At 66.8% G+C, this 20,974-nt stretch carries 22 protein-coding genes and 2 riboswitches; of the genes, 8 read left to right on the top strand and 14 right to left on the bottom strand.

Annotated elements, in window-relative coordinates; genetic code table 11:
• Positions 1-146: 146 nt before the first annotated feature.
• From GGR13_RS12660 to gcvT, 5 genes are all read right to left on the bottom strand, one after another.
• Positions 147-1,079: an SDR family oxidoreductase gene (locus tag GGR13_RS12660; RefSeq protein ID WP_221230660.1), complete on the bottom strand. Its 933-nt coding sequence runs from the start codon at positions 1,077-1,079 to the stop codon at positions 147-149.
• A 19-nt stretch (positions 1,080-1,098) separates the two neighbouring features.
• A complete protein-coding gene (gene gcvPB / locus GGR13_RS12655) occupies positions 1,099-2,682 on the bottom strand; it encodes an aminomethyl-transferring glycine dehydrogenase subunit GcvPB (RefSeq protein ID WP_183213910.1) in 1,584 nt (527 codons plus the stop codon).
• An 11-nt stretch (positions 2,683-2,693) separates the two neighbouring features.
• A complete protein-coding gene (gene gcvPA / locus GGR13_RS12650) occupies positions 2,694-4,040 on the bottom strand; it encodes an aminomethyl-transferring glycine dehydrogenase subunit GcvPA (protein ID WP_183213909.1) in 1,347 nt (448 codons plus the stop codon).
• Between the two features lie 111 nt (positions 4,041-4,151).
• Positions 4,152-4,517: a glycine cleavage system protein GcvH gene (gene gcvH / locus GGR13_RS12645; RefSeq protein WP_183213908.1), complete on the bottom strand. Its 366-nt coding sequence runs from the start codon at positions 4,515-4,517 to the stop codon at positions 4,152-4,154.
• Between the two features lie 9 nt (positions 4,518-4,526).
• Positions 4,527-5,642, bottom strand: coding sequence for a glycine cleavage system aminomethyltransferase GcvT (gene gcvT / locus GGR13_RS12640; RefSeq protein ID WP_183213907.1), 1,116 nt, complete (start codon positions 5,640-5,642; stop codon positions 4,527-4,529).
• A gap of 60 nt (positions 5,643-5,702) precedes the next feature.
• Positions 5,703-5,801: riboswitch (glycine riboswitch) on the bottom strand.
• Between the two features lie 4 nt (positions 5,802-5,805).
• Positions 5,806-5,916: riboswitch (glycine riboswitch) on the bottom strand.
• A 121-nt stretch (positions 5,917-6,037) separates the two neighbouring features.
• Between gcvT and GGR13_RS12635 the strand changes: the two genes are divergently transcribed.
• Positions 6,038-7,072 carry an alpha/beta hydrolase gene (locus GGR13_RS12635; protein ID WP_183213906.1) on the top strand — a complete coding sequence of 345 codons (1,035 nt, stop codon included), beginning with the start codon at positions 6,038-6,040 and terminating at the stop codon, positions 7,070-7,072.
• Positions 7,073-7,125: 53 nt separating this feature from the next.
• Here the strand turns inward: GGR13_RS12635 and GGR13_RS12630 are convergent, their stop codons facing one another.
• The 3 genes from GGR13_RS12630 to GGR13_RS12620 are packed head-to-tail and all read right to left on the bottom strand — an operon-like array spanning position 7,126 to position 10,607.
• Positions 7,126-8,139, bottom strand: a complete 1,014-nt coding sequence (locus GGR13_RS12630) for an adenosine deaminase (protein WP_183213905.1) — start codon at positions 8,137-8,139, stop codon at positions 7,126-7,128.
• Between the two features lie 3 nt (positions 8,140-8,142).
• The gene (gene argS / locus GGR13_RS12625; protein ID WP_183213904.1) at positions 8,143-9,945 is read right to left on the bottom strand and encodes an arginine--tRNA ligase; all 1,803 of its coding nucleotides are present in this window, start codon (positions 9,943-9,945) and stop codon (positions 8,143-8,145) included.
• Entirely contained in the window at positions 9,942-10,607 is a 666-nt protein-coding gene (locus tag GGR13_RS12620) for a Tat pathway signal sequence domain protein (protein ID WP_183213903.1), read from the bottom strand. Before GGR13_RS12620 ends, argS begins: the two co-directional genes overlap by 4 nt.
• Positions 10,608-10,762: 155 nt before the next feature.
• Here GGR13_RS12620 and ispH point away from each other — a divergent pair, with 155 nt between their 5' ends.
• Positions 10,763-11,722, top strand: coding sequence for a 4-hydroxy-3-methylbut-2-enyl diphosphate reductase (gene ispH / locus GGR13_RS12615; RefSeq protein WP_183213902.1), 960 nt, complete (start codon positions 10,763-10,765; stop codon positions 11,720-11,722).
• 4 nt (positions 11,723-11,726) lie between these two features.
• Here the strand turns inward: ispH and GGR13_RS12610 are convergent, their stop codons facing one another.
• The 6 genes from GGR13_RS12610 to GGR13_RS12585 all read right to left on the bottom strand — a co-directional run bounded on the left by GGR13_RS12610 (position 11,727) and on the right by GGR13_RS12585 (position 16,633).
• Positions 11,727-12,005 carry a hypothetical protein gene (locus tag GGR13_RS12610; protein ID WP_183213901.1) on the bottom strand — a complete coding sequence of 93 codons (279 nt, stop codon included), beginning with the start codon at positions 12,003-12,005 and terminating at the stop codon, positions 11,727-11,729.
• A 68-nt stretch (positions 12,006-12,073) separates the two neighbouring features.
• Complete coding sequence (gene scpB / locus GGR13_RS12605) at positions 12,074-12,730, bottom strand: SMC-Scp complex subunit ScpB (protein ID WP_183213900.1); 657 nt, start codon at positions 12,728-12,730, stop codon at positions 12,074-12,076.
• Positions 12,727-13,545, bottom strand: a complete 819-nt coding sequence (locus GGR13_RS12600; RefSeq protein WP_183213899.1) for a segregation and condensation protein A — start codon at positions 13,543-13,545, stop codon at positions 12,727-12,729. Before GGR13_RS12600 ends, scpB begins: the two co-directional genes overlap by 4 nt.
• On the bottom strand, positions 13,542-14,606 hold the full coding sequence (gene nagZ / locus GGR13_RS12595) for a beta-N-acetylhexosaminidase (protein WP_183213898.1): 1,065 nt from the start codon (positions 14,604-14,606) through the stop codon (positions 13,542-13,544). Before nagZ ends, GGR13_RS12600 begins: the two co-directional genes overlap by 4 nt.
• A 3-nt stretch (positions 14,607-14,609) precedes the next feature.
• The gene (locus tag GGR13_RS12590; protein ID WP_183213897.1) at positions 14,610-15,362 is read right to left on the bottom strand and encodes an SPOR domain-containing protein; all 753 of its coding nucleotides are present in this window, start codon (positions 15,360-15,362) and stop codon (positions 14,610-14,612) included.
• Between the two features lie 77 nt (positions 15,363-15,439).
• Complete coding sequence (locus GGR13_RS12585) at positions 15,440-16,633, bottom strand: deoxyguanosinetriphosphate triphosphohydrolase (protein WP_246347836.1); 1,194 nt, start codon at positions 16,631-16,633, stop codon at positions 15,440-15,442.
• A 121-nt stretch (positions 16,634-16,754) separates the two neighbouring features.
• Between GGR13_RS12585 and GGR13_RS12580 the strand changes: the two genes are divergently transcribed.
• The 6 genes from GGR13_RS12580 (at position 16,755) to GGR13_RS12555 (ending at position 20,963) form a co-directional block, all read left to right on the top strand.
• Positions 16,755-17,072, top strand: a complete 318-nt coding sequence (locus tag GGR13_RS12580; protein WP_425486098.1) for a HesB/IscA family protein — start codon at positions 16,755-16,757, stop codon at positions 17,070-17,072.
• A gap of 108 nt (positions 17,073-17,180) precedes the next feature.
• Positions 17,181-17,483 (top strand): metalloregulator ArsR/SmtB family transcription factor, encoded by a 303-nt coding sequence (locus tag GGR13_RS12575; RefSeq protein ID WP_183213895.1) that lies wholly within the window; start codon positions 17,181-17,183, stop codon positions 17,481-17,483.
• The gene (locus tag GGR13_RS12570; protein WP_183213894.1) at positions 17,480-18,166 is read left to right on the top strand and encodes an SdpI family protein; all 687 of its coding nucleotides are present in this window, start codon (positions 17,480-17,482) and stop codon (positions 18,164-18,166) included. The genes GGR13_RS12575 and GGR13_RS12570 overlap by 4 nt, the downstream gene beginning before the upstream one ends.
• Before the next feature lie 34 nt (positions 18,167-18,200).
• Entirely contained in the window at positions 18,201-19,121 is a 921-nt protein-coding gene (locus tag GGR13_RS12565) for an alpha/beta hydrolase (RefSeq protein WP_183213893.1), read from the top strand.
• Between the two features lie 46 nt (positions 19,122-19,167).
• Positions 19,168-20,250, top strand: a complete 1,083-nt coding sequence (locus GGR13_RS12560) for a glycerophosphodiester phosphodiesterase (RefSeq protein WP_183213892.1) — start codon at positions 19,168-19,170, stop codon at positions 20,248-20,250.
• Between the two features lie 134 nt (positions 20,251-20,384).
• The gene (locus GGR13_RS12555; protein WP_183213891.1) at positions 20,385-20,963 is read left to right on the top strand and encodes a fasciclin domain-containing protein; all 579 of its coding nucleotides are present in this window, start codon (positions 20,385-20,387) and stop codon (positions 20,961-20,963) included.
• The last annotated feature ends 11 nt before the right edge of the window (positions 20,964-20,974 follow it).

Raw genomic sequence — 20,974 nt, 5'->3', positions numbered from 1 at the left:
GCAGAATCATTCGCCGTGGCGATCGTGTCACAGATCCCTTTACAGACTGTTCGAGTGGCCGGTTCGTGGCGGCCCCATGACGTTTCAGTCACGATCCGCGAGGAACGGAGTGGCGTGTCCAATCGGTCACGCTCACGACGGCAGGATTAGCCGAACGTGACGCCTGTCAGCCGCTCCGATGCGGACCAGAGCCGCGCAGCCACATCGGCATCCAACGCGTGCGACCGGATTTCTGCGACACCGGGCGGTCCCTTCATCTCTGACATCTGAAGGGGTCCGAAATATGCGCCGCTCTTCACGTCGGGCGACGTCGCAGCGAGGAGAATCGGCAAAGCCCCCTCAGCGGCCGAATGACTGATCATCGGCTCGATGAAGGGTCTGAAGACATACTTCAGCGCGGCCCGCGCCAGCGCACTGCTGACCATGGGCCCATTCTCGATCAGCGACGTCCGGGCATAGCCCGGGTGTGCTGCCACGCTCGTCAGACCCCACCCGTTCGCGTCATTTCGCCGGGCGAGTTCAAGGGCGAACATCAGCATCGCCAGCTTGGACTGGGCATAGACGGGCCACGGCCGATAGCCCGTCTCATGGTTCAGGTCCTCGAGCCGGATCTGGCCCTGCCGGTGCACGATCGACGACACCTGCACGACCCGCGCCGCACCGGCACTCAGCAGCGGCAGCAGACGCGCCGTCAGGGCGAAATGCCCGAAATAATTGGTCGCCATCTGCAGCTCGAAGCCATCGACACTGACCTGACGCCTGGGCAAAGCCATCACCCCGGCGTTGTTCACCAGGATATCGATCGGCCGACCGGCCCTTGCGAACCGATCGGCAAAGTCAGTCACCGATGCCAGGCTTGCCAGGTCCAGGGCCTCGTACCGGACAAGGGCCCCGGGATGTGCGGCAAGGATGCTCTGCCGTGCCACCTCAGCCTTCCCGGCATTGCGCGCGGCCATCACGACGTCGGCTCCGCGCCCCGCCAGGACGCGCGCCGTCTCGTAGCCCGTCCCGCTGTTGGAGCCGGTCACGATGACCAGACGACCCGTGAGATCCGGGATGTCGTTGGCAGTCCAGACCATCACCGAACTCCCGGATCTGCTATTCGGCCGCCATGTTGTGACCTTCGGGAGCCGACCAGCGCAGTTTGGGAGCGCGCGCTGCACGGGTCTCGTCGAGGCGACGCAGCGGGGCGTGGAAAGGGGCCCCCTTGAACCGCTCGACGTCCCCGGCCTTGGCCGCAGCCGCGAGTGCCCGCAGCGCGGTGATGAACCGGTCCAGCTCCTGTTTCGACTCGGTCTCGGTCGGCTCGATCAGCATTGCCCCATGCACGACCAGGGGGAAATACATCGTCATCGGGTGGAAGCCTTCGTCGATCATCGCCTTGGCGAAATCGAGCGTGGTGATGTCCGTGCCTTCCAGCCAGCTGTCATCGAAGAGGGCCTCGTGCATGCACGGCCCGTCGGGGAAGGCCGCCGACATGACGTCGGACAGGCGGGCCTTGATGTAGTTGGCGTTCAGGACCGCATCCTCGGCGACCTGGCGCAGCCCATCCGAGCCATGGCTCATCATGTAGGACAGGGCCCGGACGAACATGCCCATCTGGCCGTTGAAGGCACACATCCGGCCGAACGCCTGGGCGGCCTCGTCCTCTTCGCGCTCCACCAGACGGAAGCTGTCGCCGTCGTTGACGACCCAGGGTGCCGGCGCAAACGGGGCCAGCGCCGCCGACAGCACCACCGGTCCCGAGCCCGGTCCGCCACCGCCGTGCGGGGTCGAGAAGGTCTTGTGCAGGTTAATGTGCATCGCATCGACGCCGAGGTCGCCGGGGCGGACCCGTCCGACGATCGCGTTGAAGTTCGCACCGTCACAATAGAAGTAGGCACCGGCCTCGTGCGTCAGGCGGCTGATCTCGAGGATGTCGCGCTCGAACAGGCCGCAGGTGTTGGGGTTGGTCACCATGATGGCTGCAACGTCATCTCCCAGCTTCGAAGCCAGGTCCGCGACGTCGACGCGGCCATCGGCCGTCTGGGCCACTTCCACGACCGTATAGCCAACGAAGGCCGCCGTCGCCGGATTGGTCCCATGGGCCGAGGTCGGCACCAGTACCTTGCGGCGCCGGGCATGCTCGCCCGAGGCCTCATGGGCAGCACGAATGGCCATCAGGCCGCACAGCTCGCCATGGGCACCGGCCTTGGGCGACATGGCGACGGCGGGCATGCCGGTCAGGGTCTTCAGCCAGTGGGCCAGCTGGTCCATCAGCTCCAGCGCGCCCTGCACCGTCGAGATCGGCTGCAGCGGGTGGATGTCCGAGAAGCCGGGCAGGCGCGCCATCTTCTCGTTCAGGCGCGGATTGTGCTTCATCGTGCACGAGCCGAGTGGATAGAGCGCCAGGTCGATGGCGTGGTTCTTCTGGCTCAGACGCACATAGTGGCGCATGGCCTGGGGCTCCGACAGACCGGGCAGGCCGATCGGGTCATGCCGGACCAGCGCCCCCAGATCGGACCCGTTGCCCCTGGGTTCGGGCAGGTCGACGCCGGTCTTGAACCAGCCATCGCTCTCGAAGATCAGGTGCTCGTCCTGCAACAGGCCGCGTCCACCGGTCAGGGTCGGATGCTTGTAGTCATGCTCCGGCTGGTGCGGAACCGGGGCGGTCGGACGGCCGACAGTGTTCATCGTGCTCATGGTCATTTCCCTCAGGCGGCCAGAACGCGCGTCAGCGCTTCGGCGAGGATCTTGATGTCGGCGTCGAGTGTCGTCTCGGTGGCGGCCACCAGCAGGACGTCGTCCATGCCAGTTCCCGGTGCGAGGCGGCTGTAGGGCACGCCCGCGAGGATGCGATGCGCGGCGAGGGCGTCGACCACTTCGGCGGCGGGTTTCGGCAGGCGGATCGCAAACTCGTTGAAGAAGCGGGGCGTCAGAACCTCGACACCGGGGATGGCCGCCAGGGCTTCGCGGGTCGCCAGCGCCTTGTCGTGGTTCAGCAGCGCCAGCTTGCGCAGGCCCGTCTCGCCCAGCAGGCTCATGTGAATGCTGAAGGCCAGGCAGCAGAGGCCGGAGTTGGTGCAGATGTTGGACGTCGCCTTGTCGCGGCGGATGTGCTGCTCGCGCGTCGACAGCGTCAGGACGAAGCCCCGCTCGCCATCGGCGTCCACGGTCTCGCCGCACAGGCGGCCCGGCATCTGGCGGATCAGCGCCTGCCGGCAGGCGAACAGGCCGACATAGGGCCCGCCATAGTTCAGGGCATTGCCGATCGACTGGCCCTCGGCGGCCACGATGTCGGCCCCCATCTCGCCGGGCGACTTCAGCAGGCCCATCGACACGGCCTCGGTGACGACCACGATCAGCAGGGCACCGGCGGCCTTGGCGGCCTCGGCGATCTTGGTCACGTCTGTGGCGGTGCCGAAGACGTTCGGAGTCTGGACGACGACGCAGGCCGTGTCCTTGTCGATGGCGTCGATCACGGCCGCCTCGGCATCGATGGCGGCGGGCAGGCTGACAGTCTCGACGCCGACCGCATGCACGACCGTCTCGGAGGCGCGGACATAGTGAGGGTGTACGCCGCCCGAGAAGACCGCCTTGTTCCGACGCGTCACCCGGGTCGCCATCAGCACGCCCTCGGCCGTGGCCGTCGAGCCGTCATAGAGCGAGGCATTGGCCACATCCATGCCGGTCAGGTTCGCGACTTGGGTCTGGAACTCGTACAGATACTGCAGCGTGCCCTGGGCGATCTCGGGCTGATACGGCGTATAGCTGGTGAGGAACTCGGACCGCTGGATGATGTGGTCCACGGTCGCTGGGACATGGTGGCGATAGGCTCCGGCCCCGCAGAAGAAGGGCACGGTGCCCGCCGCCGTATTCTTGGCCGCCAGCGCCACCAGCGCCCGCTCCACCTCCAGCTCGCCCGACACCCGCGGTAGGTCGACGAAGCCCTCGCGACGCGCCGGTTGCGGCACATCGACGAACAGGTCGTCGATGGTGTTCGCACCGATCGCGGCCAGCATGGCCGTGCGGTCGTCGGGGGTCAGGGGCAGGTAGCGCATGTCTGTATTCCGCTCATCCCGACAGAAGCCGGGATCCAGGGCTGTGGGCGAAAGATGTCGCCGGGGAGGACGAACGGCTCATCCCGCTTTCACGGGATGAGCGGAGAAGACTTAAAGCGTGGCGAGGAAGGCGTCGTAGGCGGCGCGGTCCATCAGGGTGTCCAGTTGCGACGCATCGGACACCTTGAGCTTCGCGAACCAGCCTTCACCCTCGGGATCGGCATTGACGGTTTCCGGTGAGGTCGCCAGGGCGACATTGCCTTCGATCACTTCGCCCGAGACGGGGGCATAGACGTCCGACGCCGCTTTGACGCTTTCGACGACGGCAAAGCTGTCCTTGGCCGCGACGGTCTTGCCGGCTTCCGGGGTCTCGACGAACACGACGTCGCCCAGCTGGTCTGCAGCGTGCTTGGTGATGCCGACAGTGGCAACGTCGCCGTCGAGGCGAACCCACTCGTGATCCTTGGTGAAATGCATGGTCTGGTCTCAGCTCTTGGGTTTGCGGTGATAGCGTTGGGCGACGAAGGGCATGGCGACCACTTCGGCTGCGGCGGGCTTGCCCCGGACGATGACCTGGAGGTCGGTCCCGAGCGCAGCATGGGAGGGGGGCACATAGCCCATGGCGATGTTGCGGCCGAGGGTCGGGGACGGGCCACCGGACGTCACCGTCCCGATGACAGTGCCCTCCAGGTCGGCGATCCCGGCCCCTTCACGGGCAGGCGCGCCTTCCTTGACGATCAGGCCGACCCGGACGCGCGGCGGACCATCGGCAGTCTCTGTCGCGATACGGGCCGCGCCGTTGAAGTCGCCAGCCTCCTTGCGGGACTTCGAGAGCGCAAAGGTCAGCGCCCCCTCGACCGGCGACGTCGTCGCGTCGATGTCGTGCCCATGCAGCGGCAGCCCGGCCTCGAGCCGCAGCGAGTCGCGGGCCCCCAGACCGATCGGCTTGACCCGCGCGTCCTCCAGCAGCGTGTTCCAGATGCGCTCGGCATCGGCATTGGGGACGGAGATCTCGTAGCCGTCCTCGCCGGTATAGCCCGACCGGGAAATGAAGCAGTCGACGCCGAACAGCATCAGCCGGGCGCAGTCCATGAAGGCCATCTCTGCCAGCACAGGTTCATGGGCAGCCATGACCTCGGCGGCTTCCGGCCCCTGGATCGCCAGCAGGGCACGGTCGGACAGCACGACCAGCTGGGCATCGCCCGACAGGTTGGCTTCCAGATAGGCGAAGTCAGCGTCCTTGTTGCCCGCGTTCACGACAACATACAGGCCGTCATGATCCGGCTTGCCCGCCATCAGATCGTCCATAATGCCGCCTTCGGCATTCAGCAGCAGGGAGTATTTCTGGCGGCCGGCCTTCAGCGCCGCATAGTCACCCGGCACGAACCGCTCGAACTGGGCAATGGCATCGGCACCGGCGATCCGGGCCTGCCCCATGTGCGAGACGTCGAACAGCCCGGCGTGCTCGCGGGTCCAGCGGTGCTCGGCCAGAACACCCTCGTACTGGACCGGCATGTCATAGCCGCCGAACCCGACCATACGGGCTCCCAGCGCCCGGTGCGCAGCGTTCAGGGGTGTGGTCTTGAGCGGGGTATCGGTCATGCAGGACAAGGCTTTCAGAGTCGCGTGTTCAGACGGATCGATCCGCCGGTCTCGCGCCCCCGCTGTCCTTGTGGCCTGAGAGATTCCAACGCCCACGCGCCGTTGCCGGCCCTGCGCGTCTTGCTCCTTCGGCGAGCCCTTTCGGGCTGCTTTCCAGCGTCCGTATGTCCTCGCGGTCCGTTTGCCTGAGCGTTTCCGGGGCGGTTGCGCCTTCGGCCTCGGGTCCGTCCGATAGGGGGAGGCTGGACGGCCCGATCTCTCCCGCGAGATCGCGCGGACCTAGGCCCTGACTCTGGCCGGAAGTCAAGCGTTCAGCCCGTGAACTGGAACCATGAGCGGCCCCGGGGTGTTTCCAGTGCCTCAACAATAACCATCTGACAAGGCGAGGATTTTTCATGTCCATCATCGACAAGCTGTTCGGCACGGACCATGCGCACCGCGACACTCCGGCCAAGGCCGACGGCCCCATGCAGAAGGTCCTCGACGAACTGGCAGCCCTCGGTGGCAAGCCGATCGAGACTCTGGACGCTGCCGAGGCCCGGCGCCAGCCGACCCCGACGGACGCGGTCAAGTCCCTGCTTCGCAAGGACGGAAAGAACCCGGACGACGACATGGGCGTGAAGACCACCGACATCACCATCCCCGGTGCTGCAGGTCCGCTCCAGGCCCGGATCTACAAGCCGCATGAGCATTCGGAAGACCGCCTCCATCCCGTGGTCGTCTATTTCCACGGCGGCGGGTTCGTGATCGCCGACCTCGATGTCTATGACGGCGGGCCGCGGGGCGTATCCAAAATGGCCGACGTGATCGTTGTCTCGGTCCACTATCACCAGGCTCCGGAGCATCCGTTCCCGGCAGCGCATGACGATGCAGTCGCAGCCTACAAATGGGTCCTCGACAATGCCCAGACCTTCAACGGAGACCCGCAGAAGGTCGCTGTGATGGGCGAAAGCGCCGGCGGAAACCTGGCCATCAACGTCTCGATTGCCGCCCGTGACCAGGGCTTCCGGGCACCGGTCCATCAGGTGCTGGTCTATCCGCTCGTCGGCAATGACCTGAACACCCCGTCCTATATCGAGAACGCGAACGCCAAGCCGCTGAACAAGGCCATGATCGAGTGGTTCGTTGAACAGACCTTCGCGAGCGAGACGGAAACATCCGATCCGCGGGTCAATGTCGTCGATGCGGACCTGAGCGGCCTGCCGTCATCGACCGTGATTCTGGCCGAGATCGATCCCCTGCGGTCGGAAGGGGAAACCTTGGCCGAGCGGCTGGAACGCGCCGGGTCAGACGTGCGTCACAAGACCTTCCACGGATCAACCCACGAGTTCTTCGGCATGGCTGCCGTGGTTCCCGATGCCATGGTGGCCCAGACCTTCGCCGCACATGAGTTGAAGCGGGCGTTCGGCACGGCCATCCTGCCGATCTGAACCACCCGTTTTGACGACGAGAGAGGGGGCACCGGCGACGGTGTCCCCTTTTTCTATGCCGCGTAGGCCTGAACCTCGGCAATGCGCGCAGCCTTGTCGGCTTCAGGGAGAAATGACCCTTCGAAGCTGTTTACGGCAACCTGCACGATCTGGTCGCGCGTCAGGCCGGCCTGATCCGCCAGCGCCTGATAGTTGGCGTTCACATACCCCCCGAAATAGGCCGGATCGTCGGAGTTCAGAGTGACATGCAGACCCTCTGCCAGCATGGACGGCAGGGGATGGTCCGCCAGATCATCGACGACGCAGAGCTTGTGGTTCGACAGCGGACAGACGGTCAGGGTCATGCCCTCCGATGCCAGTCGTGCAACCAGCGCCGGGTCCTCCATCGACCGGTTGCCATGGTCCATCCGGTCGATCTTCAGCAGGTCCAGCGCCTGCCAGACATAGTCCGGCGGCCCCTCCTCACCCGCATGGGCGACGCGTTTCAGACCCAGTGATCCCGCCGCGTCGAACACCCGCTGGAATTTGGACGGGGGGTGACCGACCTCCGACGAATCCAGCCCGACGCCGATGATCCGGTCCAGCCAGGGCTCGGCCATTTTCAGCGTGGCAAAGGCGGCGTCCTCGTCCAGATGCCGCAGGAAACACAGGATCAGACGCGAGGTGACGCCCTGCTCTGCCTCGGCGGCCGCCATGCCCGACAGCAGCCCGTCGGCCACGACCTGGAACGGCACGCCCCGGTCCGTATGGGTCTGGGGGTCGAAGAAAATCTCCGCATGCCGGACGCTGTCCGCCGCCGATCGCCGGAAATAGGCCAGGGCCAGATCGTGGAAATCCTGCTCGGTCAGCAGGACATTGGCCCCGGCATAATAGATGTCGAGGAAGTCCTGCAGGTTGGAAAAGCTGTAGGCCGCGCGCACGGCCTCGACGCTGTCGAACGGGATATCGACCCGGTTGCGCCGGGCCAGTTCGAACATCAGTTCGGGCTCGAGACTGCCCTCGATATGCAGGTGCAGCTCCGCCTTGGGCAGGCCGGCAATGAAGGGGGCGAGCGTGGCGTCAGTCACAGGTCACATCCGTTCCGGCGTGGCGATGCCCAAGAGATCCAGCGCGATCTCGAGTTGGTCAAGCGCGGCTTTCGACAGGGTCAGGCGCGATCCTCGTGTCCCCACGTCGGGGGCCGCCAGCACCGGGCAGGCGGCATAGAATTTCGAGAAGCTCTGCGCCAGCCGGTAGGCGTGCTCGGCCACGACATGCGGGCTACGCTTGTCATAGGCCTCGGACACGGCCTGATCGAAGGCATCCAGCGTCAGGGCCAGATCGCGCTCGGCAGGTTCAGCGATGACGACCCCGCCCGCCGCTGCACCCTGTTCGGACGCGCGCCGAAGCAGGGATTTGATGCGCACGGCCTGGTACAGCAGATAAGGGCCGGTCTTTCCCTCGAAACTCATGAAGCGATCGAGATCGAAGACGTAGCTCGTGGTCCGGCTGTTCGACAGGTCGGCGAATTTCAGGGCCGCGATCGCCACCTTGTGCGCCGTCGCCTCGAAGGTCGCCTCGTCCAGATCGGTCCCGAGCTCGGCCTCGCGCAACCGGTCCCGCGCCTTGTCGGTCGCCTGGGTGATCAGGTCGTGCAGTTTCAGGACACCGCCTGCACGGGTCTTGAAGGGTTTGCCGTCCGTGCCGTTCATCGTGCCGAAGCCGAGATGCTCCAGCGTGCCGGCATCGGCATAACGGGCCAGATAAGCCCCGCGGAAGACCTGTTCGAAATGCTCGGCCTGACGCTCGTCCACGACATACAGGATCAGGTCGGGATCGATCCGGTTCCGGCGATCCAGGATCGTGGCCAGGTCGGTCGTGCCATACATGGCCGAGCCTTCCGAGCTGATGACCAGCAGGGGCGGCGGGCTGGGCGCCTCGATGACCGAGCCGTCGGCCAGCTTGCGCTTGCGGGTCTCGCCGTTGCGGGCGACGTGGATGACCTGGGCCCCGTCGTCCTCGACCAGCAGGGACTTGGCCTTCAGGTCCACGACCATGCCGGGGATCAGGGGATCGGCATCGCTCTCGCCGTTCCAGAGATCGAAGGTGACACCCAGCGCCCCGAATTCGCGCTCGAGCGCCACGCGGCTGACCGCCACGAAATGCGCCCACAGCGCGCGGTAGCCGGCATGCCCCGCCTGCAGCGCCGCCGTCGCCTTGCGGGCGCGGTCGCGATAGTCGACGTCTTCCTTGGCGCGCCCGGCGGCCAGCGGATACAGCCGCTCGAGATCCTCGAGCGTGACCGGGCTGTCGGCGGGAAAAGGCCCGCTGCCTTCGCCCAGGAACGCATCCGCACCACCCTCGTCGCCGACCGCGACGATCAGCAGCCCCATCTGGAAGCCCCAGTCCCCGAAATGGGCGTCGCCCCAGACCGTGTCGCCCCGGAAACGGAACAGCCGCTTCAGGCTCTCGCCAATGATCGAGGAGCGCAGATGGCCCACGTGCATGGGTTTGGCGACATTGGGCCCGGCATAGTCGATCACGACCTTGCGCGGCTTGAGGACGGACGATGCACCCGCATGATCCGCATCCGACGCTACCTCGGCAGCCCGCCCGGCCAGTGCGGCGTCCGAGAGCCGGAAATTGACAAAGCCCGGTCCCGCGACCTCGACAGAGGCCAGACGCGGGTCGGAAGACAGGCGCTCTGCGATCCGTCCTGCCAGCTCGCGCGGATTGGCCTTGAGCGCCTTGGCCGCTGCGAGGGCACCGCTCGACTGGAAATCGGCCAGGTCGGGCCGGTCCGAGGGCGTGACGCGCGCAAGCGCCGTGTCCACGCCTTCGGCAGCGAAGGCGGCGGCTACCGCTTCGCCGAGCGCGGTCTTCAGATCGGTCATTGTGGGGCGGGGGCCGAGCCGGCGTTGACGCGGAACCGACTACCCGTTCGGTTGAACTCGGCCATTTCGGACGTGACCTCGAAGCCCACCAGGATCTCGAAATTGGAACCCGAAACTTCAGGCCCCTTGCGCGGGATGACGATGGTCTTTTCCTCGGTCACCGAAGCGGTGCGGCTGCCGTCGAAATTCACCGGCAGGTCAAAGTATTCCTTGGCAAGAACAGCGTTGTTTCGCTCCGTCAGGGCGATCCAGTAGCGATAGGTCCGCTGGTCGCCCGACGCCTGGGGGCCGCGGCCGAGATTGAAGAGGACGTCCATCTGAACGGTAATCGGGTCGTCGTCGCGATAGCTGCAGCCCGCGGTCACCCCCTCGATCTCGCCCGTAAAGCCGACGTTTGACGTCGCGGCGCGATTGTCGGCCAGTTCGACATAGCGTGCGGCGTCGTAAAGCACCTTCACATAGGGGCACGGGCCGGCGTTGGCCCGCTGGCGAAGGGGCGCGATGCGCGGGGCACGGCTACGGTTGCCTTCCTGGGCATCGTCGTCCTGACGCTGCTGGCCGCGTTGGCCAGGCTGTTGCTGCTGGCCGGGAATCTGGGCCGCAGCGGGCAAGGCGATTGCCAGCATGGAGACGGCGATAAGGGACGAGAGGACGCGACGCATCAAGGCAATATCCGACTGCGAAAGAGACGCGCATCCCCGGCCGGTCTGCGACCCGTCAACGCTGGTTGCTGATAGCGGCTAAAGCGAGGCGCGGCAAACCACTCGCGGCGATACATGCGGTAGCCGCAGGCGCTTGGAGCGACTAGATTGGGGGCATGAACGTTCATGCGAACCCGAAACGCGCCCTGACCGTCCGCATGGCCACGCCGCGCGGCTTCTGTGCCGGGGTGGATCGGGCCATCCAGATCGTGGAACGCGCGATCGAGAAATTCGGTGCCCCAGTCTATGTCCGCCACGAGATCGTGCACAATCGCCACGTCGTCGATCGGCTCAAGTCGATGGGGGCCGTCTTCGTCAAGGAGCTGGACGAATGCCCGGACGACCGCCCGGTTGTCTTCTCGGCCCACGGGGTGCCCAAGTCGGTGCCCGCCACCGCACGGGCGCGCGAACTGCTGTTCCTTGATGCGACATGCCCGCTGGTCTCCAAGGTCCATATCGAAGCCGAGCGGCATCATGCGAACGGAAAGCACATCATCCTGATCGGTCATGCGGGCCATCCGGAAGTGGTTGGCACGCTCGGTCAGTTGCCCGAAGGCGCGATCAGCCTGGTCGAGACGGTCGAGGATGCCGAAACCTTCGAGCAACCCGGCGATCAGCCCCTCGCCTACGCCACGCAGACGACCCTGTCGCTGGACGACACGGCCGAGATCGTACGGACACTCAAGGCCCGGTTTCCCGAACTGCCGGACCCCCACAAGGAAGACATCTGCTACGCGACGACAAACCGGCAGGAGGCCGTCAAGGGCCTGGCCAATGGCTCGGACCTCGTCCTCGTCGTCGGGTCGAAGAACTCGTCCAACTCGGTCCGGCTGGTCGAGGTGGCCCTGCGCGCCGGGGCTGCTGACGCCCAGCTGATCGATGACGCCTCACAAATCGACTGGTCGTGGTTCGATGGCGTCGATGTTGTCGGCGTGACAGCGGGTGCCTCTGCTCCCGAACCGCTGGTTCAGGGCGTCGTGGAGGCTCTGCGTCGCAAGTTCGACGTGGCCGTGGCCGACGATCCCGGCGAGCGCGAGACCGTGATCTTCAAACTGCCCCGGGCGCTCGCCGACTGACCGATCAGTTGGCGGGGGTCTGCTGACCGCCCGACAGTTCCGCAGCGCGCTCCGGCGACACTGCAGCGGCCACGTCTGCCGCCGTCGCATCCTCGATCGCTTCAGGCGCCGGGGTCACGCCACCGTCGGTAGGCAGCGCAGCAGCACCGCCCACGGACGGCGCGGTCGAGGACTGGATTTCCTCCTGCGGCGGCGCAACTGCCGGCTCCTCGGCGGCCGGTGAACAGGCCCCCATGGCCAGGGAAACAGCACCAAGGACGGCAGACGAAGCGAGCAGACGCATGCGGAAATCTCCCACGGGATCGATCAATGTTCCTTGACAACGCCGCATGTGCCGCGAGGTTGCCTTGGCTAGGTCCCGATAAAATCCTGTGCGAACTCGGGGGCGTCGGCGTCCTCGATCGGGTCCTCGTCCTCGTGGATGCCGCGCGACGGGTCGGGCACCTCGAAACCGGTCGGCAGCGACAGGTCCAGCAGGCCCGCCGCCCGCATATCGGCCACGCCGGGCAGGTCGTGCACGCTGGCGAGCCCGAAATGTTCGAGGAACCGGTCGGCGGTGGCATAGGTGACGGGACGACCGGGGGACCGGCGACGGCCTCTCAGGCGCACGAACCCCATCTCCAGCAGAAGGTCGAGCGTCCCGCGCGAGATGGACACCCCCCGCACGCTCTCGATCTCGGCCCGGGTGACCGGCTGGTGGTAGGCGATGATGGCCAGGGTCTCGAGCGCCGCCTTTGACAAGCGACGCGGCTCCTCGCGCTCTTCGGTCATCAGGAACGACAGGTCGGGCGAGGTCCGGAACCGCCAGCGATCCGCCACGCACTCGAGCTCGACCCCCCGGCCCTCGTACCGCGCCCGAAGGCCGGCCAGCGCCTGTCCGATATCCGCCCCCTCGGGCAGGCGTCTGGCCATCTCGGCGGCTGACAGCGGACCGGCGGCTGCGAACAGCAGGGCCTCGACCCGCCGTTCGATCTCCGTCTCGTCCGGGGCAAAGCGGAGATCGGTCATGGAGTGAGTTCCAGCGGCAGGCCGGTACCCTGCCGCTTGAGCCAGAGTTCGGCAAAGGCCGCGTCCTGGCGCACCGCCATTGCCCCTTCCTTGACCAGTTCCAGACTGGCCGAAAGGGTCGACGCCAGATAGCTGGCCTGGGACGGCCCGTGCCCGTCGGCTTCGGGCGCGACGCGTTCCAGCGGGGTCCAGTCGGCAAGGCGGGGCAGGATGTCCCTCAGCCAGTCGCGCGCATCCCCAAGTGGATAGGCCTCGACCCGCTGCGTCGGATTGTAGTGCCGGGCCTGCTCACGCCGACGCTGGGTCACATAGGCGCTCATCAGGTCATAAAGGCTGGCATCGATCCGGTCTGAGGGCACGATCACCGTGGCCTCGGGGTCGCCGCGGGTGAAGACGTCGCGCTTCAGCTGGGGCCGGGCCTGCAGCGCCTCCGATGCCCGCCGCATGGCCTCGAGCTTCTGCAGGCGGAAGGCGAGCGCTGCGGCCATTTCCTCGGCCGGCACCTCGTCGCCCCGGCCCTTTTCGGCACGCGGCAGAAGCAGGCGCGATTTCAGATAGGCCAACCAGGACGCCATCACGAGATAGTCGGCGGCCAGCGAGAAGTTTCGGCGGCGCGCCTCGTGCACGAAGGCCAGATACTGTTCCGCCAGCGTCGTGATTGACAGTTTCAGCAGGTCGACCTTCTGGGTCCGGGCCAGCGCCAGCAGGACATGCAGAGGGCCTTCGTAGCCTTCCAGATCCACCACAAAGGCCTCGCGCGCATCGACGGTTTCGGCCGCGCTGAAGTCCAGGTTGGGCTGGAAGGCCTCGGTCATGGGACCGGGCCAGAGGCCTGTGCCTCACCCACATCGGGTCCCCTGGCGGCATCGAGACGCCCGAGTATTGCGCCATCCAGACGCGCACGGGCCGCGGCCGTGTCGAGCGGTTCGGGCGTATGGACGATCCGGGCCAGGGCCGCATCGGCCCGACGGCGTGACGCGCCCTTCAACCGGCCGACGCCTGCAGCCACCGCGCGCATGTCCTCCATGTCGCCGTTACAGTGGATGACGACGTCGCAACCCGCCTTGAGCGCAGCGTGCGCGCGGTCGGTCAGGCTGCCGGACAGGGCCTGCATGGTAAGATCGTCGGACAGGATCAGGCCGTTGAATCCCAGATGCTCGCGCATCATCCGGATCGCCTTCCTGGAGGTCGTGGCCGGTCGCTTCCGGTCGATGGCATCAAAGACCACATGCGCCGTCATGGCGATCGGCATGTCGGACAGGGCCTTGAACGGCGCGAAGTCCCACGCGTCCAGCGTCGCCAGATCGGCATGAACGACGGGCAGTTCCTTGTGACTGTCGGCGAAGGCTCGCCCGTGACCGGGCATGTGCTTGATAACCGGCAGGACGCCCCCCGCCAGCAGGCCTTCGGCGGCGGCTCGGCCCAGCAGACTGACGGTCGCGGGGTCTCCCGCATAGGCGCGGTCGCCGACGATGTCGTGGGCCCCTGGCACCGGCACATCCAGCACCGGCAGGCAGTCGACCGTGATGCCCAGCGCCTTTAGATCATGGGCCATCAGCCGCGCACCCAGCCGGACCAGCTCCCGGGCCGTCGCCGGATCCCCCGCCGCCTCCAGATAGGCGCAGCCGGGCGGATATTTCGGCCAGTGCGGCGGACCCAGCCGCTGGACGCGTCCGCCCTCCTGATCGATCAGGATCGGCGCCTGCGGATCGTCGATGGCATCACGCAGGGCCTGCGTCAGCGCCCGGACCTGTTCCGGACTGTCGACGTTGCGGCGGAACAGGATGAAGCCCCAGGGGCGGATCTCGGCGAAGAAGGCGCGCTCCGCCTCCGTCAGCGTCAGGCCCGAACAGCCAAAGATGACCGCAGCTGTCACTCGTCAGCGCACCAGACAGTCGCCGCCGCCAGCCTTGATGGCCGAACAGAAGGCCTGAGCGCTCTCGCGGCTCAGTCCGGTGAAGGTGGTGCGATAGACCGTCGTGCCGCTGGAGGTGGTGACCTCCTGGACGCGCTTCTCGGCGACCCTAGCAAACTGCGGATAACGCCCTGCGAGGGCGGCATATTCGCGGTCGGCGGCAGCGGTGGAGGCAAAGGCCCCGATCTGGACACCGCTCGTGCCTCCGCTGGCCGACGAGGGTGCCGGCGCGGCCTTCGCGGGCGCGGGTGCCGGGACGGCGGCGGGCGGGGCGACTGCGCGAGCGGGCGGCGGGGCCACCTCGGTCTCGACAGGGGCAATCGGGCGGGGAGCCGGTCGCGGCAGGACGGCTTCGGGCGGAGCCACAAAGGTCGGATCGGCCTCGACGATCTCGGGCGCATCGCGATAGAGGCCGACACCCTCTTCGGGATCGACCGGTTGCGCCTCGATCGGGGCCTCGACTGTCAGAGCGCCGACGGGCGTGCCCACGGCGGGCGGGGCGTCTGTCGAGGCGCGCAGTCCTGACCGGTAATACAGAACCACGGCCACGATGAGAGCCAGCAGCACGATGGCGCTGACGATCAGCGTCACGGGCGGGGCGTTCCTGGGCGCGGACCGGCGAGCGTCAAAGCCGCCGCGATTGAACGGCAGATCGTCATCCGTAGGCGGCGTGTAGGCACCGCGATCGTTCGAGCGGTTGTTGTCGTCGTGAGACATGGTCGCGTTCCGTTGAGCGACCGACACCGAATCGGTCCGGTCGCGATCAGTTTACCCCGCCGCCCCGGGTTTCCGAATCACAGATCGAGCGCGACGTCGAGGCTGAACAGTTTGCGATGCTCCTGGACCGCATAACGGTCCGTCATGCCGGCGATATAATCGCAGACCGCACGCGCCCGTCTGTGCAGATCGTCGGTCGCCGCCTTGGTGGCCCATTCGGTCGGCATCACCTCGGGCTCCGCCATGAAAAGCTGGAACATTTCGGCCAGGATACGCCGGGCGTGGGAACGCGTGCGATTGACACGGTAGTGGCGATACATGCGCTGGAACAGGAAGGCGCGCAGCACGCCCAGATCGGCCATCATGGCGTCCGAAAACTGCACCAGCGTCCGACCGGCCGACCGCACATCGTCGGGCGAGGCGATATTGCCGGCGAGCAGTCGCCGCTCGGTCTCGGCCAGGACATCGTCGACCATGACCCCGATCATCCGCCGCACCGATTCCATTCGAGTCATGCGCGGGTTCAGATGCGGCCAGTCGCCCCGGACCTGATGCAGCACCGGCCCAATCAGCGGCACGTCGGCCAGATCCGCGAGGGTGAACAGACCCGCCTGGATCCCGTCGTCGACGTCGTGATTGTTGTAGGCGATGTCATCGGCGATCGCGGCGCACTGCGCTTCCAGCGAGGCAAACCCCGCCAGTTCCAGATCCCAGGCCGGGTTGGTGTCGGCGGCGTGGTCGGCAATGGCCCGCCATGACGGACGATCCAGCAGATGGGCGACCGGGCCATTGTGCTTGACCACCCCCTCCAGCGTTTCCCACGACAGGTTCAGGCCATCGAATGCCGGATAGCGTTCCTCCAGCCGGTTCACGACGCGGAAGGTCTGGACGTTGTGATCGAACCCGCCCCATGGCTCCATCTGCGCCTGCAGCTCGTCCTCCCCTGCATGGCCGAAGGGCGGGTGGCCCAGGTCATGAGCGAGAGCGACCGTCTCGGCCAGGTCGGTATCAAGCCTCAGCGCATGCGCCAGCGAGCGGGCGATCTGGGCCACCTCCAGACTGTGCGTCAGGCGGGTGCGGTAGTGGTCACCTTCATGGGCGACAAAGACCTGGGTCTTGCCCTTCAGGCGGCGAAAAGCCGTGCAGTGGATGATCCGGTCCCGGTCGCGGGCAAAGGCGTTGCGCGTGCGGCTGACCGGCTCGGGCACCAGCCTGCCGCGAGAGGCCTCGGGATCTGAGGCAAAGGGCGCGCGGGCAATCAACAGGCTCAAGACAGGGTTCCGATGGGTTCGGGCCTTTGCGAAAGCCCGCTTCCGCTCCATATAGGTGACCGTGAGCACCGTCCAATCGCCCCCGCTGGAACTCAAGATCGCGACGCGCGCGCCGGAAGGCATCGTGCTGGCCTCCAGCGCAGCGAAGCGACTGGCCAGACTGTCGCAAAGCGAAGGTCATCCCGTGATGCTGAGGGTTGCCGTCGAGGGGGGCGGGTGTTCGGGCTTCCAGTACCAGCTGGACCTGGTGCAGACCGCCGAGGCCGATGACCTGAGGGTCGAGACGGATGGCCAGGCCGCCCTGATCGACCCTGTGTCCGTGCCCTTTCTGAAGGGGTCGGAAATCGCCTGGATCGACGAACTCGCAGGTGCACAGTTCGTCATTCGCAATCCCAACGCCGCGACTAGCTGCGGCTGCGGGGTCAGCTTCTCGATCTGATTTCGGCGCGAAGCGGCGCCGGTCCGTCTCGCCTGCCCTGCCACCTGTCGCGCAGCGTTCCAAAGGCGCGGCTTGCAATTAGGATATTTCCTAATTAGGAATCTGGCTATGAACACGTTGTTCAAGGCCCTGTCCCACCCGGTGCGCCGACGCATCATCGAGATGCTTCGCGCCGCGCCCATGTCGTCGGGCGACATCGCTGCGGCCTTCGACATGAGCTGGCCAACCGTCACGGGTCATTTGAATGCCCTGAAGGACGCCGGCCTCGTCAGCCCGGAGCGCGACAAGCAGACCATCCGCTATCGCCTGGAGATCTCCGCCGTCGAGGAGGCCATGGCTTTTCTCATGGACATCGTCGGGACCGGAGCGGCGACCGCGCCGTTCCCGGAAAAGAAGGAGACACGATCGTGAGCAAGACCGTTCGGCAACATGTTTCTCTTCTGGACGTCGCCACACTGGTGCTGACCGCCGTGCTGTCTGCGATCGCCGTATGGATCGCCCTTCGGGGGCCGACGGGACCGATCCCGGTCCATTTCGGCATCGACGGTCAGCCCGATCGCTGGGGTCCGCGATCCGAAGTCGCAGCCGTGGTCGGACTGATGGCCTTGATCAGCGGTGCTCTTGCGGGCGGGTTTGGTCTCGCTGCCGCAAAGGCAGGCGATCAGGCTCGCAGGCGTTCGCACCGCATTGGCCAGTTCGTTGTCCTGGCCACGGTCGCCATTGTCAGTCTCCTGGTCGTGCAGTCATCGCTCGGGATCGGGATCTGGACAGGCGCCGGCACAGCCGCCGTGCCCGTGTCGATCAGCGTCATTCTGGTCATAGTTGGGGCTGTGCTTGGCCGGGTATCGCCCAATCCGTTTGTCGGTGTGCGAACCCCATGGACGTTCAAGAGTCGTCTGGCGTGGGACCGGTCGAACCGGCTGGGCGGCCGGTTGCTGTTCTGGACCGGGTTGGCCGGGCTGATCCTGACTCCGATCCTGCCGACGACACTGTCCGTGACTCTCCTGATCGTGCTGATCCTCGTCATTGCAGCCCTTACCATCTTTGAAAGCTGGCGCGTCTGGCGGGCCGATCCCGATCGGCAGCCCTTCTGACCTGATGCCTTTCTGACCTCTCTGGAGATCGACCATGCTGACCACACTTGCTTTTCTCGCCACCCTCGCCTCCGGGCCGGTGGAGACACCCGTGACCCTGCCGTCCGAGCCAGCTCCGCTTCAGGGGACGATGCTGGCTCCGGAAGGCGAAACCCGGGCGGTCGCGGTCATCATCGCGGGCTCCGGCCCCACGGACCGCGATGGCAACAGCCCCCTCGGCGTCAACGCAGCCACCTACCGGCTGCTGGCCGAGGGCCTGGCCGAACAGGGCATCGCGACCGTCCGTTATGACAAGCGCGGCATTGCCGGAAGCGCTGCGGCGGCGACCGCCGAGGCGGATCTCCGCTTCGGGCAGATGGCCGACGATGCCGCCGGCTGGGCCCGGCTGGCCGCTGCGACGACCGGCCGGGAATGTGCCTGGCTGATTGGCCACAGCGAGGGGGCCCTGGTGGCTGAGGTGGCCGCACGGAACGCCGAGGGCATCTGCGGCCTGGTGCTGCTGGCCGGAGCCGGGCGACCGGCAGGCGTCGTCATCCGCGAGCAGCTGGCCAGTGTGCCCGAACCCCTGAAGACCGAGGCCTTCGCTGCCCTGTCGGAACTGGAGGCCGGACGGACCACTCAAGGCCCGCCCGCACTGGCGGCGCTGTTCCGGGCCTCGGTCCAGCCCTATCTCATTTCCTGGCTGCCGCTGGACCCGGCGGAGTTGCTGGCCACCTATCCGGGGCCGGTGCTGATCGGCCAGGGCACCACCGACCTCCAGGTCGGGATGGCCGATGCCGAGGCCCTGGCCACCGCAAGGCCCGACGCGACGCTGGCCCGGTGGGACGGCGTCAATCACCTTCTCAAGATCGCGCCCGCCGACCGCGCCGCCAACATCGCGACCTATGCCGATCCCGCCCTTCCGCTGGCCCCGGGCGTGGTTGAGACGGTCGCGACCTTCATCCTGGGCCACTGAAATCCGGCTTCATCTGCGCGTCACAGGCGAGGGCTATCGCAGCGGCATGATCCGGATCATGTTCGCCGCCCTTGTTCTGTTCGCCGGGAGCCCGGTTCTGGCCCAGTCCGCGCCTGCCATCGTCACACCCGCCCCGGCCCCGGCTGTCCCGATGGTGATCGCGCACCGTGGCGCATCGGGCGAGCGGCCCGAACACACAAGGGCCGCCTACGATCTGGCGATCGATCAGGGCGCAGACGTGATCGAGCCGGACCTCGTGATGTCCAAGGACGGTGTCCTGGTCGTCCGCCACGAGAACGAGATCAGTGAAACCACAGACGTCGCCGCGCGGGCGGAGTTCGCTGATCGGCGCACGACCCGCACGATCGACGGCAGCGCGGTCGTCGGCTGGTTTACTGAGGACTTTACCCTGGCCGAACTGAAGACGCTGCGGGCCCGCGAGCGTCTGCCGCAGCTGCGACCTGGAAACAGCGCCTTCGACGGGACCGAGCCTATCCTGACCTTCGAGGAAGTCATCGACATTGCTCGTGCTGGCAGCGCCAGAACGGGCCGCACGTTCGGCGTCGCCCCGGAGCTTAAACATCCGACCTATTTCGCCGGTCGGGGCCTGGAGATGACGGGACCGTTCGTGCGGGTCCTGCGCGACCAGGGCCTTGCGGGCCAGGATGCCGCCGTGCCGGTCATGGTCCAGTGTTTCGAGGTCGCGACCCTGGTTCATCTGGAACAGGAAATCGATATCCCCAGGATCCAGCTGATGGCCGCATCGGGTGGTCCTGCCGATCAGCCCGAAATCACTTATGCCGCCATGGCAACGGCTGAAGGCCTCGCCCAGGTCGCGACCTATGCCACGGCCATCGGCGTCGAAACGACCATGATCGAACCGCGTGGCGCGGACGGGGCCATCCAGGCACCCACGACACTTGTCGCCGACGCCCGCACCCATGGCCTCAAGGTGATCGCCTGGACCTTCCGGGCCGAGAACGTCTTCCTGCCGCTGAACGACCGGCGGGGCTCTGATCCAGCGGGCCATGGGGATCTGGCGGCCATGCTGAAGCGGTTCTACGCCTATGGGGTGGATGCCGTGTTCAGCGACTTCCCGGCGCAGGCGGTCCGCGCGAGAGAGCCCTGACCGGTCAGCGAACAGCGCTTCCGGACATGGATATTTCTTAATCTACACAGGCCCATCCATCCCGTCCGCACTGCGTAGCTCCCCCCGGACCGCCCGAGACCTTCCTCCGAGGCGGCCTTTGACAGGAGCTAACGATGACCCGACGCCTTGCCCTGATCGTGCCTGCCCTGACGGCCCTGGCCCTGACTGCCGCGACGGCCCTTCCTGCCTCCGCCCATGAGCGGACGCGCAATACGCCGGCGCGACAGTCGACCGTGGCCGCCTCCACCATCGTGGGCGTGGCAGCGGGCAATCCGGACTTCTCGACCCTCGTCGCCGCGGTTCAGGCGGCGCGGCTGGTGGACACCCTGTCGGGCGACGGCCCGTTCACCGTCTTTGCCCCGACCAATGCCGCCTTCGACGGCCTGCCTGCCGGGACCGTCGACCGGCTGGTTCAGCCGGGCCAGCGCCGCCAGCTGCAGCGTATCCTGACCTATCACGTGGTGGCGGGCCGGGTCAGCGCGGCGGACCTCTCCACGGCGGTCCGCGTCGGTGGCGGTCAGGCGACGCTGAAGACGGTCCAGGGCGGGACCCTGACCGCCGAGGCTGCCGGTCGTGGTCGTCTGCGGCTGATCGACAGCACGGGCGAGTCGTTCTGGATCACGGCAACGGATATCAATGCGTCGAATGGGGTGGTCCACGTCATCGACGGCGTGCTGACACCCGGCCACTGATCACGCCGGGA

It is taken from the genome of Brevundimonas variabilis (genome assembly GCF_014199945.1).
Lineage (GTDB): Bacteria > Pseudomonadota > Alphaproteobacteria > Caulobacterales > Caulobacteraceae > Brevundimonas > Brevundimonas variabilis.
Note: the sequence above shows the minus strand (reverse complement) of the source record. Positions and strands in the feature narration are given on the sequence as shown.